This window comes from Nonomuraea sp. NPDC048892 (assembly GCF_040649735.1).
GTDB classification, from domain to species: domain Bacteria; phylum Actinomycetota; class Actinomycetes; order Streptosporangiales; family Streptosporangiaceae; genus Nonomuraea; species Nonomuraea maheshkhaliensis.
On sequence record NZ_JBEZFZ010000021.1, the window covers coordinates 1 to 14,188 of the forward strand.

Consider the following 14,188-nt stretch of genomic DNA (forward strand, 5'->3'; position numbering starts at 1 on the left):
GATCACCCACGCACACCTCGCCACCCTGATCCGCGGCCACTGGAACGTCGAGGTCCTGCACCACATCCGTGACGTCACCTACCGCGAAGACGCCTCACGAGTCCGCACCGGCACCGCACCCCGGATCATGGCGGGCCTCCGCAACCTGGCCATCGGCCTAGCCCGCCTGATCGGCTGGACCAACATCGCCGCCGCCACCGACCACTACCGCAGCCACCCCGCCGACGGCCTTCAACTACTAGGTCTTACAACATGAGAACGCATCGGCCCTGTTCACGTATCAGCTGCCATTCACGCAACAAAAGCGATTTTCGCCCAATAAAAAGGGCGTTCTTGGGTGATCAGCGGGTGGGCTCAGTGTGCGCGGTACCAGTCGAGCGTGGCGGCCACGCCCGTCGCGTGCGGGGTGACCTCGACCGGGCCGAACGCCGCGCGGAAGGCCGAATCGTCGGCGACGAACGGGCGGTCGCGCTGGTACCACGTCTCGCCGAGCGCGCGCACGGTCGGGTTGACCAGGCCGAGGAGGCGCTGCGTGCCGCGCCCGAGCCCGGCGATCTTGGGGGTGCCGCCGGCCGCGGCCCAGACCAGGTCGAGGAACGCGCGGCCGGTGACGGGTTCGGCGGCGGGCAGGTGCCAGGCGCGGCCGTCGGCGCCGTCGTTCTCGCCGAGGGTGACCAGGGCGGCGGCGATGTCGGGCAGGTAGGCGACGGTGTGGGGCTGGTCGAGGTCGCCGACCCAGCGGGCGGTCTTGCCGGCCAGCGCGGCGGCGAAGATCGTCGGGCCGATGGTGGTGTTGGTGCCGCCGGGGCCGTAGTAGTCGGAGGCGCGGCCCAGGGTGGCGCGGACGCGGCCGGCGCGGTGGGCGTCGAGGATCAGCGCGTCCACCTCGGCGCGGGCCCGGCCCTGGGGGTTGGTGGCGGCGTGGGGCAGGTCCTCCGTCATGGGGCCTGTGACGGGTCCGTAGACGTAAAGGTTGTCGGCCATGACCAGCTTGGCCCCCGTGGCCTCGACCCCGGCGAGCACCGTACGGGTGAAGGCGGGGAACTCCTCGGCCCAGCGCTCGTATTTCGGCTGCGCGCACTGGTAGACGACGGCGGCGTCCTGGCATGCGGCGACCGCGCCCTCGGCGGTGGCGACATCGGCGGCGAAGGCCGTCACCGGGGGCTCACTGGAGGCGGCACCGGACTCGCCGGCGGCGACGCCGGATCCGTCGGCGGTGGCGGTGGTTTCACCGGCGGTGCCGCCGGCTCGCGACTGGTCGGCCCCCGAGGTGGCGTGGCGGCTGACGGCGCGGACGCGGTGGCCGCGGGCGGTGAGCGCGGCGACGACGGCCGAGCCGATCGCGCCGGTCGCGCCCAGAACCACGTGCAGATCTGACATGTGGGATGCCTCCTTGTCGACCACCCTAGTGATCCGCAAGCCTCCGTGATCAGCAGCCCCCCGCGCCGACAGATCCCCATTTTTCAAAAGATGGACCACTCTCGTCCTATTTATGGGCATATGTCGATTTCCGTGCTTCCCGTCCGGGCAGACAAGGTAAAGGACGACGCCTCCACGAGGCGGAACCGGATAAGGGGGACTCTCCGATGACCTACCATCACGCACCCCGGATGACCGGCTGGGTCGGCTGGGTCTGGTTCGGCGGCGCCATGATGATCATGGCCGGGCTGTTCAACGTCATCACCGGCCTGGCCGCCGTGTTCGCCGAGCGCGTCTACGTACAGACGGCCGCCCGCCTGCTCATCTTCGACGTCACCACCTGGGGCTGGGTACATTTCGTCCTGGGCGTGCTCGTCCTGGCCACCGGCGTCGCCGTCATGGTCGGCCAGAACTGGGCCAGGGTCGTCGGCGTCGTACTGGTGATGCTGAACGCGCTCACCCAGCTGACCTGGATCGCGGTGAACCCCTGGTGGTCACTCGCCGTCATCGCGATCGACGTGCTCGTCCTGTACGCGCTCATCGTCCACGGACGTGAGGCCAGGCTCGACTGAGCTCAGCGCAGGTCCTTGGCGTAGCAGTAGACCAGTGGTTCGCCCACGTACTTGCCGTAGGGCGCGGTCGCCTGGTAGCCCGCGCTCTCGTAGAGGGCGATGGCCTCCGGCTGGAGGTGGCCGGTGGCCAGCCGCAGCCGGTCGTAGCCCATCTCGGCCGCCAGGCCCTCCAGCGCCTTCAGCAGCGACCGGGCGATGCCGCGCCCCCTGTGGCCGGGGGCGACGTACATGCGTTTGAGCTCGCCGGTCGTGCCCTCGGCCGGCTGGACGGCGCCGCACCCGGCGGCGTGGTCGTCGACCACCGCCACCAGGAACCTCGCGTCGGCGTGCACGGCCGAGCGGCCTTCTGGCCCGTACTTGGCGACCAGCTCGCCGAAGGCCGCGTCGATCAGGGCGGCTAGACCGGCGTCCGTGAGGGGGCGTTCCACGATCCGCATGCGGGCGAGCCTAACGCCCCCTCGGATGACGCCCGCGACAGGGGCGGCAGGTCAGGCGGGGTCAGGGCCGTAGGCGGCCGCGATCTCCTTCGAGCCGGTCCACTTGCTGTAGGTGGGTGCCTTCGGCCAGCCGTCGGGGGAGTCCTGCCACTCCTCCTGCCGCCCGTACGGCAGCAGGTCGATCAGCCCGAACGTGTGGCTGAGCTGCTCGGTGCCGCGGCCGTTGGTGTGCCAGGTGCGGTAGACGGCGTCGCCGTCACGCAGGAACACGTTGACCGCGAAACCCCCTCCGGGCGGCGCCCCGACGTCGGAGCCGAACGGGCTGTTCGCGGTGGAGTACCAGGTCATCTTGTTGCCGACCCGCCGCTTGTAGGCGAGCGCCTCGTCGATCGGGCCCTGGGTGACGATGACGAAGCGGGCGTCGTAGTCGTCGAGGAACTCCAGCCGGGTGAACTGCGAGGTGAACCCGGTGCAGCCGGGGCACTGCCACTCCTTGCCCTCGAACCACATGTGGTTGTAGACGATCAGCTGCCGCTTGCCCGCGAAGACGTCCGCGAGCCGGACCGGCCCCTCCTCGCCGTCGAGGACGTAGTCGGGCATCCGCACCATGGGCAGGCGGCGGCGCTGGGCGGCGACGGCGTCGAGCTCGCGGGTCGCCGCCTTCTCCCTGACCCGCAGCTCGTCGAGCTGCTTCTGCCAGGTCTCGGCGTCGACGATCGGCGGTAGCGCGTTGGTGCTCATGAGTTCTCACTCCTCGTACGTGTCGTCCGGACGAAGAGGTAGACCAGGAGCGGCCGCGAAACTCATCGGTGCACCCGGCGGGATCACTCCCGGGACCCGCGCCCTTCCCCGCCAGGCCGGCCGAACAGCTTGTCGAGGCTGCGCCGCTCGCGTTTGGTGGGACGGCCCGCGCCCCGGGCGCGTACGGCCACCGTCACGACCTCCTCGCGCGGCGGAGGCGGCGGGCTCTTGTCCACGTAGCACTCGGCGGCCACGGCGGCGCCGACCCGCTTGGCGATGATCCGGGAGACGACCACGATGCGTTCGCGCCCGTCGTGCCGCAGCCGGATCTCGTCACCCACCCGGACGGCGTGCGCGGGCTTGACCCGCACCCCGTTGACCCGGACGTGACCGCCCCGGCAGGCGTCGGACGCGACGGAACGGGTCTTCGTCAGCCGGACCGACCAGATCCAGCTGTCGACCCGTGCGCTCACCTGCTCCTCTGCCACCCCGCCACTGTACTGACCGGCGTCTCACGCCGTCGATCGCCTCTAAGCCGGCCGGGGCGCTGCTGTCGATCAGCGCACGGCGTAACCCGGCCGGAATAGCGCCGCCCCGCGCGGGGGATGGGTCCCGTCATGGTCCCCCTGAGGCGGGCGTTCCACGCCCCCATGCTCGCTGTGGTCTTCGTCCTGCTCGTCGCCGCCTTCATCGCGCCGCCGGCGGGCGCGGAGCCCCGCAAACGCCCCAAAACGGTGTCGGCGGCCCACGCCAAACGCATGCTCGGCCAGCTCAAGGTGGCCAGAGCCCTGTCCATCCGGGGTTACCACCGCAAGAAGTTCCGCCCGCACTGGCCGCGCCGCAAGGGCGCGTGCAGCACCCGCGAGCTGGTCCTGGCCCGCGACGGCCGGCGCGTCCGCAAGAACGCGGCCTGCCACCCGGTCAAGGGGATCTGGTACAGCCCGTACGACGGCCGGCGGCTGAAGAGCGAGCGGCTGGTGGACGTCGATCACGTGGTGCCGCTCGCGTACGCCTGGCGTTCCGGGGCGAAACGCTGGAGCCAGGCCAAACGGCGCGCCTTCGCGAACGACCTCACCCGCGCCGAGTTGCTGACTGTCAGCCACTCGGCCAACATCGCCAAGGGCGGCCAGGGCCCGCAGAGCTGGCGCCCGTCCCGCCGCGCCTATTGGTGCCGCTACGCGACCTCCTGGATCAGCGTGAAACACCACTACCGGCTCTTCGTGACCAGGAACGAGCGCCGCGCCCTGCTCAACATGCTCCGCACCTGCCGAAGGAGCTAAAGTCCCGGGCTCGTGGCGGGCTCGACGACGTGGATCTCGCCGGGGCGCAGATCCTGGTTCACCCGCGCCACGTAGCCGGCGAACTCGAGGATGGAGATGATCGCGGTGTTGATCGCCCGCTGCGCGTTCTTCAGTTCGGCCACGACGGGGTCGCTGGTGAGGCGGGCGATGTCCACCTGGACGAAATGCTGGGTCAGGACGGGGTTGACCCGCCATTTCAGGTACAGCTCCGGCGGAAGACGCTGGTCGTCCGCGATCTCCACGTAGACGCCGGAGGTGAGCGAGGAGTCGAAGGTGCCCGCGATCGGCAGACCGGCCCTGGCCAGGGTGGATTTGACCTTCTCGGCGAAGATCTGGTGCTCGATCAAGGTCGTCCTCCGGATGGCCGCCGCGAGACCGGGTCACTCTAGCAAGCGGGGCCGGCGTTCTCGTGGACGTCGGCCCCGCAGCTGACAGGCGTTTCTACGGCATACCGAAGTGTTTGCTGAGCATCTCGGTCAGTCTCTCGTTCGACTGTTTGTTGATCAGGTCTCCCAGTTCCGTGTCGGGATCACCCCAGGGGACGGACCAGCTGACTTGCGCGTCAGGTGCCATGCGAGGGCCGAGCCGGCTCATGCATCGCGGGCATACCTGGCGCTCGGAGTAGAGCGCCGTGATCGTTTCACCCTTCCTCAACTGCGCGAGGATCATGTCTTCTGAGTGCCGGGGGTCGCCCTGGCTGATGCCGTATACGGGCCGCCCCGAAGGCGCGACGATGGCCACCGCCACGTTTCGGCCGAACGGCCCGAGTTTTGAGTTCTTGCGGTGGTTGAAGGCGTCGGTGGCCAGACCGCCGCTGTTGACGCGGACCTCGACCCCGGGGAAGCACGGGTGGGTGTTGTGGACGAGGACCGGCGTCTCTCCGGCTGAGACGTAGTACGTGTGCAGGTCGTCCACGGTCAGGTTGTGCACCCGCTGCTGCGCGGTCCACTCACTGATCGCGTCCACTTGCACGTACGCCCCCGCCGACGTGCGCAGCCACATGCCGGCCTCAAGATCCCCGGCGTCGACCCAGCGATCCAGCTTCTCCACCCAGAACGGATGGCCGTCCGTCGCGGTGATGTCGGCGGTCTCGTCGCCGCGGTCCCCGTCGATGTCGACGGAGATCTTGACGAGGTTCTTGTCGCCCTCGCCGGTGATGAGGTGGGTGACGGTCTTGGCCCCGGTCTCGCCGGTCTCGGGGTCGGTGGCGAGGACCTGGTCGCCGACCTCGACGTCTTCGATCGGCTTGGTGGTGCCGTCGGCCATGAGCACGTCGGTGCCGGGGGTGAAGCTGTTGAGGCAGCCGCCCGACCGGCCCATCCGCTGGCGGGCCGCGTCGTAGAGGTCGCCGGCCTTCTCGGCGGCCCAGTTCGTGACGCGCCGGCCCGCCTGGGTGTTGCCGACCCATTCCGCGGTGCGCTCGACGATCCTGAGCCTGCCGATGGTGGCCTCGGCGCCCGTCTCGGCCAGCGCCCAGCCGGCCTCCGTGGCGCCTTCCTGCCAGGTCTTGCGGCCTTCGGAGATGTCGGTGACCGTGTTGGCGATCGTCCGCGCGCCCTGGTAGGCGCTGTAGGCGGTCATGCCCCACATGACGCCCTTGCCGACCAGGATGGCCGCGGGGACGAGGAAGACGAGGTTGCCGTCGGGGTCGGTGTTCTGGACGGGGTTGTTGTAGCCGTAGCCGTAGGAGTTGAGGTTGCCGGGGTTGTAGACGCCGTTGTTGCCGTCGCCGTTCAGGTAGTCCCCGATGACGGGATCGGCGGACTTCCACTGGCCCATGCGCGGGTCGTAGTAGCGGGCGCCGTGGTAGTAGTAGCCGGTCTCCGGGTCCAGCTCCTTGCCGGTGAACTGGTACGGCGTCGCCTGCCCCGGCGTCTCGTCCACCCAGGTCTCGCCGCCGGGGAAGTAGTTGAGATGCTCGGCCAGCCGGCCGTTGCCGTCGGTGCCGAAGGTGGTGGAGCCGATCTGGTCGCCGTGGTAGAAGAACTGGTCCTTCTCGAAGACGGACGGCGGTTTGGTGGTCTTCGTGGCGATCCGGGTGGTGCCGACGAAGACGTGCTTGTACTCGGTGTCGTTGCGAGTCGTGTAGTTCTGGTTCGGGTACAGGCTGGTCTGGTGACCGTCCTTGACCACCCGCTGGCCCTGGCTGTCGTAGGTGAAGCGGACCGTGGGCGGCTTGCGGTGGTCGTCGCAGGCCGACGGGTCCTGCGGCTGGGTGTCGTTCTTGGTCGTGTCGTGCACGCAGGCCAGCCGGCTGTCCTCGTCCCAGATCAGCTGCCGCCGCGGCTTGCCGGACGAGCTGGGGTCCTGGTCGATGAGGTTGCCGTTGGCGTCGTACCGCATCCGGTCCGGTCCGACCTGGGTCGGCGCGTGCGGGCGTGAGCCGTCGTAGGAGTAGACGTGGGTGTAGCTGGTGTCCTGCCGCACCTTCTCCACGCCCTCGGCGTCCACGACGGCGTGCCGCTGGTGCTTGCCGACGATGTTGTGCACGGTGTCGTACGTGAGCCGGAACGCGTACGTGTCGGTCGTGCGGATGTCCGGCGTGTACTGGCCGCTCGCCTGCGTCAGCCGGTAGAGGTTGTCGTAGATGTAGGTCTGTGTGGACGGTCCGCCGAGCTTGGGGGTGGTGGACCCGTTGGGGATGTTCGTGTCGTTCTGCAGCCGGGTGATGTTGCCGACGTCGTCGTAGCCGTAGCGGTAGCGCTGGAACTCGTACCCGCTCGGCAGAGTCGAGCTGAGCAGCGCGAGGCTGCGGTCGGCGGCGTCGTAGCTGAAGGTGGTCGTCGTGCCGTTGCCCAGCACCACCCGCGTGCGCTGCTCGAACTTGTCGTAGTGCATGTCGCGCAGGTACGGATACGTGTGCGCGCCCTTGACCCCGGTGGCCGAGATCACCTGCCCGCCGGAGTCGTAGCCGTAGGACAGCAGCTCACCGTCGGGGTACATGAGCTGGAGCACCCGGCCGAAGCTGTCGTAGCGGTAACTCGTGGTGAAGATCTTGTGGTGGTGGCCGGAACCGGGCAGCACCTTGGTCTCCGCCACGATCTCGCCGAGCGGCCCGTACTGGCGGGTGGTGACGCCGCCGGCGTCCTCGATCTTGGTCAGCCGGCCGGCGCCGTTGTACTCGGCGCCGGGGCCGCCGTAGGTGTAGCGGACGTCGTTGTGCTTGAAGATCGGGTAGTCGATCGCGACCAGCCGATCGAAGTCGTACGAGTAGCCGATCTTCTTGTCCTTGGCGTCCAGACTGGCGGTGACCTTGCTGGTCACGTTGCCGGCCAGGTCGTACCTGGTGGTGACCTTGCCCTGGTCGGGGCTGTCGATCGTGGTGCGCCGGCCGAAGTCGTCGTAGGTGCTGGTCGTGACGTTGTTCTGGCCGTCGGTGACCTTGGCGAGCTGGCTCAGCGGGTCGTAGGTGTAGCTCGTCCAGGTGGGCGGGCCGCCGTTGACCGCGTTCGGCTCGCGTACGGAGGTGGTGTTCTCGCGTACGTCGGAGAAGGTCGCCTTGGTGTTGCCCTCGGCGTCGGTCACGGCGGCGGTGAACTGCCGGGTGCCTGAGCGGTCGGCGCCGAAGCCGTAGACCGTGCTGCTGCTGGTGTCGTCAGGCAGGACGGTCCGCACTGTCCGGTCGAGCACGTCGTACTCGTTGACCGTCGGGTAGACCCGGTCCACCGCCGGGTTGTACGCGGTGTTGCCCGCGCCCTTCGGCTCGCTGAGCGGGTAGTACTGCTCGACCACGCGCCCGAACTCGTCGTAGGTCGACCGGCCTGAGACCGTCATCCCGTCGGTGCCGCCGACCCTGGCGTCCTTCTTGGTCTGCACGACCCTGGCCAGGCCGTCGGTGAAGGTGACGGTGTCGATGGTGTCGGGTTTGACCGTTCCGTCCGAGGCTCGGTCCAGATGGCGGGTGACCGCGTACGGGACCCTCGCCTCGGGGTGGTATTCGAAGGCGATGGTCGTCTTGCCGGCCTCGTGGTCGTGCGGGCCGGTCACGGTGGCGATGCGGCCGGCGTCGTCGCGGGTGTGGACCAGCCGCTGGCCGTTGATGTCGACCGAGGTCGCCACCTCGCCGAAGCGCAGGTCGTACGTGGACGAGGAGACGTAGCCGAACTGGTCCTCGGTCGAGACGACGTGCGCGCCGATCACGTCGTCGTAGGTGTAGGTGTGCTTGGTCCGCTGGCCCCGGTGGTTGGCCGGTCCGGTCAGCGTGGCCAGCGTGCCGTTCGCGTTGTACGTCGCGTCGGTCACCGCGACCGACCCGTCGCCCAGCTTGGCCCGGTGCCTGGTCATGTTCCCGGTGGCGCAGTCGATGTCGGCCTCGCTGTAGCGCATGACCTTGCCGCCGCCCCGCACCTCCGACTTGTTGGGGACGCCGACGATGTAGGTGTCCGCGCAGTCGGTGTGGCCGGTGGTGGTGACCACGTCGTCGGCGCCGCCGCTCTCGCCATAGTCGGTGATCTTGACCGGGTTGCCGAGGTCGTCGAAGACCGTCTCGTTCCTGGTCTGCTTGCCCGGCTCGCTCTGGCCCTCGTACCAGCGCTTGTCCGTGCGCACCGGCATGGGGAAGATCGTCGCGGTGGTGCTGCGGACGTCGCCCGCCTCGCCGGTGCCGACGTCGCGGAACTCGTAGGTGGTCAGCATCTCGATGAACGGCCGGCCCTGGCCGTCGGCCGTGAGCGTGCGGGTGAGCAGGCCGCTGCTGTAGTGGCCGCGGGTGTCGTACTCGGAGGTGATGGCCCGGTAGACCTCGCCGTTCCGGTCGCGGATCTGGGTCGTCAGCGTGCCGTAGCCGCGGAACTCCCGCTCCAGCCGGTCGTACACGCCGCCGGCGTAGGCGTACGTGGTGTGCTGGACGTCCTCGCCGTCCCCGGCCAGGCCGTCGTCGGTCTTGACCGAGCTGAGCACGAAGCGGGAGCCCGGCTGGTCGTAGGTGTTGCCGTCGCGGGTGTAGTCGAGCTCGATGGTCGAGCCCAGTGGGCGTTTGACCGTCTTGAGCAGGTTGGTGCGGCCGGTCTGGTTGGCCGCCACCGTCAGCTGGCTGTCCGCGCCGGAGGCGAGGTGGTCGGCGAAGCCGTCGCCGTTGATGTCCCGCAGTTGCTGCGAGGCACGCGAAGCGCCGGTCGAGGTGTCGGCGCCGGGGTTGATGATGACGAACCCGCCGATGCCGAACGCGATCGGGATCGAGACCGTGAAGTACGCCCCCGCCCCCAGCCGGGCGTTGACGTCGCCGCTCACCCCGGACAGGCTGCCACCGAACTCGACCGGCGCGGCGAACCCGCCACCGGTGTTGATCGCCACCCTGATCGGCGAGCCGGCGAACACCCGGTCGGCCAGGCCGTCGCCGTTGACGTCCGCCAGGGTCGCCGAGGTGGTGCTGTCGCCCTGGTTGAACGACGCGCCGCCGGCGAAGCCGTAGAAGTCGGTGTTGAAGCCGATGTTCAGGCCGGCGTTGTCGGTCTCGCCGTCGTTCAGCGGCCCGCCCGGCCACGGCTCCGGCGCGGCGAAGCGGTAGCCGAGGTTGAGCGCGGCGCGCCCGTCCTCGTACACCCGGTCGGGCAGGCCGTCGCCGTTGATGTCGATCAGGTCGGACTCGGCGTCCGAGGTGCCGGTGCCGAGGCTGCCGCCGATGCCCAGCGGCGGCATGTCGTTGCCGGCCGAGGAGGTGTTCTCGGTGGTCGATCCGCTGGGGGCGCCGTTGCCGCGGCCGGTCGTGATCGTCCTGGCCGCGCTGCCCGCGTTGGCGTTGCCGGCCGCGTTCTCCGAGGAGCGGACGGTCCCGTCGGGCGTGGCGCCGCGCTTGTCGCCCAGTACGCCGCTCGGGTCGGTGTACTGGATGCCGCCCGTGCCCACCACGTCGGGGAAGCCGTCGCCGTTCATGTCGAGGTAGTCCAGCTCGCCGCTGGCGCTGCCCCTGGCGATGCTGCCGCCGACGCTGCCGACCCCGCCGCCGACGCCGCCGGTCACCGAGATCTGCTCAGAACGCGACATTCTAGGCACGGCTCGTACGCCGGAGACGTCGGCGGCCGTGGGCAGGCCGATCGCCTGGCCGCCCAGCCGTGAGCTGTTCACCGTCCCTCGGGAGACCCACAGGTCCTCGCCGGAGCCCCAGCGGTCCCGGTCCGGCTGCGGCACGAACAGGATCGCGTTCGGCGGCGTGACCTTCGGGTCCCGCTCGAAGTCCGGCCGGTCGCGGTCCACGTCCACGTCCTCGGGCAACTGCTCCTGGACGTCCTCCACCTTCTCCAGGTCGCCCTGCCTGATCGGCTGGGTGGCCCGGTCGCCGTTGCCGTTGTAGCCGGCGTACGCCCAGCCCCGGTAGGAGCGGCCGTACACGCCCTCGGGCTCGGGGCCGTACGCGGTCGCCGCCGTCTCGACCCCGTCCACCAGCACCGACGCGGAGGCGAGCAGGCGCGGCTGGGTGGTGCTGAACTCGAAGAACAGCTTGTCGCCGACGGCCGCCTCGACCTGCACGGGCACCGGCTCCGCGCCCAGGGTGACGGCCTGCTTGACCAGCCGCGCGCCCTGCTTCTTCACGGTGAAGACCACCTGGCCGGTGGCACCGCCGGCGGCGACCGGCTGCGGCGTGACGGTGAGCGTCCCGCCGGCCGTCACCTCGAACGGCCGCGCCGCCTCGCCGGTGATCGCGTAGGTGCTGATGTCGTACGGCGCCGAGAAGACCTGCCCGAACTCGTCCGGCACCGGCGAGGTCTCGGCGTAGGCCGCCGTGGGCGTCCACTTCAGCGCGGTCACGTCGATCGGCGAGTCCGCGTCGATCCGCCACGACAGCGCCTGACCCTTGGTCACCGCGATCTCCGCCGCCACCGGCACCTCGCCGGTGAACCCGGCCTCGACCTGCTTCTCGAAGACGGGCGTGCCCGCGCGGCTGATCCGGATGGTGACGTCGTCGGTGGTGACCGCGCTCTTGGTGACCGCGCCGCCCAGCGTCAGCGTGCCGTCCCTGGGGGCCGACACCGTGGCCGCCCGCCCCGCCAGGGTGAAGTCCTCCGACGCGGTGTACGAGGTCAGCGACAGCCCGTTGGCGTCGGCCGCTTCAGGCAGGTTCGTGTAGGTGATCGTCGGGTCCCAGGTCACCCGGTCGGCGGCGCCGTCCTTGACCGACCCGACCCGGAAGTACACGTGCTGGCCCTTGCGGACCTGGATCGCGTCCACCCCTTCCGGGGTGTGCTCGGCGTGGTCGGTGATCCGGGCCGACCACAGCTCGTCGTCCTCGCGCTGGACGGCGACCCGGACCCCGTCGGGGTCGGCGAAGGCCGGCAGCTCGTCCGTGACCTCGGCCAGTTTGACCGCGCCGGTGACGGCGATCGTGCCGTCGTGCGGGGCCGTCCACCGGCGCAGGGTGTCGACCAGCGGGAACGACTGCTCACGCCGCTCCCGGTCTTCCGAGTAGTCGGGCAGCAGGCCGTCGGCGTCCACCTCGCTGCCGCCGATCGGCACCGGCGTGTCCGCCGCCGACCCGAACACCGGCACCCCGTCGGCCCCGACCCGGCCGAACAGCACGCTCTCGCCGTTCACCAGGTCGGTCAGGCCGTCGGCGTTGACGTCGCTGAAGTACCTGTCGGTGGTGCTGATCGTGTCCACGTAGTCGAGCTGCACCGCGCCGCCGCCCGGGTAGGCCTCGACACCGACCGTGCGGGAGCTGAACTCCTGCGCGAAGAGGCCGGGCAGGTCGCGTACGGGCTTGGTCTCCGCGGCGAAGCGGGGCTCGCCGCCGGGGCGCGACAGGTTCTTGCGGAAGACGAAGCCGCCGCCGCTCCTGAACACCTTGTCCGGCAGGCTGTCGCCGTCCACGTCGATCAGGGCCAGCAGACCCTCGTCCGAGCCGCGGCTGAAGCCGGTCTTCACGCCGACCGAGTTCGTCTTGCTCGGCAGCGGGCCCCAGCCGGTGTAGAGGTGGCCGCCGGCGCTGGTGGAGGTGTTGCCGTTCAGCGCGCCCGCCTCGCCCGCGCCCGAACGGATGCCGTTGACCAGCCCGTTGCTCACGTTGTCGTCGGGGGAGGCCCAGGTCACCTGCTTGAAGGCGGCGTACTTGCCGGCGGCGTCGCGGATGTCGTCGAAGTAGCCCAGCTCGTGGCTGTTGAACAGCTTGCCCGCGGCGTCGTACTGCTGGATCGTCTTCAGCAGCGTCTTGTTGAACGCGCCCTGGGCGTAGACGAAGTCGTAGCGGCGGATCAGGTCGTCGTCCAGCCGCACCTCGACGCGGCGCAGCAGGTCGGCCACGACGCGCTTGAACCCGCCCGCCGCGTCGATCAGCACGTCCTGGCGGCGCGGCTCGCCGAGCTCCCTGTCCCGCAGGAACGTCACGGAGTAGGGGCCGTCGGCGTCGTCGCGGCCGGTGTAGCTGATCTTCTTCGGGTAGAGCGCGCGTCCTTCGACCGTGCCGCCGGTCACCCCGGCGTCCTCGACGAGGGCGTGCTGGTAACGCATGGCGTTGCCGTTGGGGTCGCGGACCTCGCGCAGCGCCCAGGAGAAGATGTTGCCGGCGTCGTCGGCCAGCACGGCGCCTTCGCCGCCGAACCGCCACCTCATGCCGGATTTATCGGTTATCTCCCAGGTGTAGCTCTTCGGCGAGTCGCCCTTGCGCAGGATGCGCGAGAACGAGCCCTCCACCCGCTGGTGGAACACCTTGTCGGCGGTACGCGGCCGGGCCGCGCCGCGATGCGCCACAGGGGTCAGCTGCTGGCCGCCGAACACGTACGTCTCGGTCTCGTTCGCGGCGTCGTACCGGGGCACGCCCCAGCGCGTGTCGATCGCGATCGACGGCACCGACAGGTCCCAGCCCACGCCCATCCAGCCGTTGCCGCTCAACGACGCGTATTTCACGTCGAGCGACGGCTCCACGCCGCCACGGCCCGGGGGCAGCTCGATCGGGTACGACAGCCGCGCGTCACCATGATTGTCGGCCACCGGCGCGGCGATCTGGTTCACGCCCGCCGACGGGTCCGCGGCCTGGATGCCGGTCATCGTCGTCGGGTCGAACGAGATCTGGTCCGGGCCCTCCGGGGCGGTCACCGTGGCGTTCACCATGTCGGTGAAGTGGTCGGTCTTCGACAGGATGAGCTGCTGCTCGGTGTCCACCGCGACCCGCACCAGCGGCCGCCAGCAGGCGCCCTGCTCGTCGAAGTAGAACGTCCGCACGTCCTGCGGGGTCAGCCCGGCCGCCGTCAGCTTCGCCGCGTCGTACGGCATGCTGATCGTGATGTCCGTCTCGAACTCGAACGGCGTCGGCGTGAACCGGTAGCCGGCCCGCGGCCCCTCGGTCACGTTCTCCATCCCGGCGCCCAGCACCGGCAGCTCGCCCTCGGTCAGCGGGGTGATGCCGATCTCCGTCGGCTCGTCCAGCGCCGCCGAGCCGACGTCCAGCCGGACGTCGTCGTACGTGAGGGTCTCGGGCGTCCCGCTCTCCGCGGTGGCCTTGAAGGGCGGGCTCGTCGGAGCAGTCAAGGACTGAGTTTGCCCGCTCGGGGCCGGCGAGCCGGGAATGCATTCCGGCGACACCGTTTCCGCGGCCGCTTCCCGGGCCGCCGGTGACAATCCGCTTATCGTTAATGCCAGAACTGTGAGCACGCATAAGATGCGCGAACGTACACTGATCACAACCACTCCAAGCAGGGACAATGGCACTGAGGGGGGTGCTGGTTCTTGGTTTGGCGAATGAGCGGCATTAGGTGATCAGTGCCGCGCCTCATCGATAACATCGGGTGCA

The 14,188-nt window shown here is 69.9% G+C and carries 8 protein-coding genes and 1 pseudogene; 3 read left to right on the top strand and 6 right to left on the bottom strand.

Features of this window, described 5'->3' with window-relative positions; all coding sequences use genetic code 11:
- Positions 1–256: pseudogene (locus AB0C28_RS42295) on the top strand (ISAs1 family transposase); the annotation flags it as partial.
- A 98-nt stretch (positions 257–354) separates the two neighbouring features.
- Here AB0C28_RS42295 and AB0C28_RS42300 read toward each other — a convergent pair.
- On the bottom strand, positions 355–1,380 hold the full coding sequence (locus AB0C28_RS42300) for an NAD-dependent epimerase/dehydratase family protein (RefSeq protein WP_358081229.1): 1,026 nt from the start codon (positions 1,378–1,380) through the stop codon (positions 355–357).
- Positions 1,381–1,586: 206 nt separating this feature from the next.
- Here AB0C28_RS42300 and AB0C28_RS42305 point away from each other — a divergent pair, with 206 nt between their 5' ends.
- The gene (locus AB0C28_RS42305; RefSeq protein WP_346106491.1) at positions 1,587–1,991 is read left to right on the top strand and encodes a hypothetical protein; all 405 of its coding nucleotides are present in this window, start codon (positions 1,587–1,589) and stop codon (positions 1,989–1,991) included.
- 2 nt (positions 1,992–1,993) lie between these two features.
- Here AB0C28_RS42305 and AB0C28_RS42310 read toward each other — a convergent pair whose 3' ends face one another.
- The 3 genes from AB0C28_RS42310 to AB0C28_RS42320 form a co-directional block, all read right to left on the bottom strand.
- Entirely contained in the window at positions 1,994–2,428 is a 435-nt protein-coding gene (locus tag AB0C28_RS42310) for a GNAT family N-acetyltransferase (RefSeq protein ID WP_358081231.1), read from the bottom strand.
- Between the two features lie 51 nt (positions 2,429–2,479).
- A complete protein-coding gene (locus AB0C28_RS42315) occupies positions 2,480–3,169 on the bottom strand; it encodes a DUF899 family protein (protein WP_357852881.1) in 690 nt (229 codons plus the stop codon).
- Between the two features lie 83 nt (positions 3,170–3,252).
- Positions 3,253–3,657, bottom strand: a complete 405-nt coding sequence (locus AB0C28_RS42320; RefSeq protein WP_358081234.1) for an RNA-binding S4 domain-containing protein — start codon at positions 3,655–3,657, stop codon at positions 3,253–3,255.
- A 129-nt stretch (positions 3,658–3,786) separates the two neighbouring features.
- Here AB0C28_RS42320 and AB0C28_RS42325 point away from each other — a divergent pair, with 129 nt between their 5' ends.
- Entirely contained in the window at positions 3,787–4,449 is a 663-nt protein-coding gene (locus tag AB0C28_RS42325; protein ID WP_358081237.1) for an HNH endonuclease family protein, read from the top strand.
- Here the strand turns inward: AB0C28_RS42325 and AB0C28_RS42330 are convergent.
- Positions 4,446–4,817: a hypothetical protein gene (locus AB0C28_RS42330; protein ID WP_358081240.1), complete on the bottom strand. Its 372-nt coding sequence runs from the start codon at positions 4,815–4,817 to the stop codon at positions 4,446–4,448. The genes AB0C28_RS42325 and AB0C28_RS42330 overlap by 4 nt on opposite strands.
- A gap of 94 nt (positions 4,818–4,911) precedes the next feature.
- A complete protein-coding gene (locus AB0C28_RS42335) occupies positions 4,912–13,926 on the bottom strand; it encodes a SpvB/TcaC N-terminal domain-containing protein (protein ID WP_358081243.1) in 9,015 nt (3,004 codons plus the stop codon).
- Positions 13,927–14,188: the final 262 nt, after the last annotated feature.

What these genes read in the sequence shown, in the direction of transcription:
- AB0C28_RS42300 (WP_358081229.1), bottom strand. Translation starts at nt 1,380, where the DNA reads ATGTCAGATCTGCACGTGGTTCTGGGCGCGACCGGCGCGATCGGCTCG.
- AB0C28_RS42305 (WP_346106491.1), top strand. Translation starts at nt 1,587, where the DNA reads ATGACCTACCATCACGCACCCCGGATGACCGGCTGGGTCGGCTGGGTC.
- AB0C28_RS42310 (WP_358081231.1), bottom strand. Translation starts at nt 2,428, where the DNA reads ATGCGGATCGTGGAACGCCCCCTCACGGACGCCGGTCTAGCCGCCCTG.
- AB0C28_RS42315 (WP_357852881.1), bottom strand. Translation starts at nt 3,169, where the DNA reads ATGAGCACCAACGCGCTACCGCCGATCGTCGACGCCGAGACCTGGCAG.
- AB0C28_RS42325 (WP_358081237.1), top strand. Translation starts at nt 3,787, where the DNA reads ATGGTCCCCCTGAGGCGGGCGTTCCACGCCCCCATGCTCGCTGTGGTC.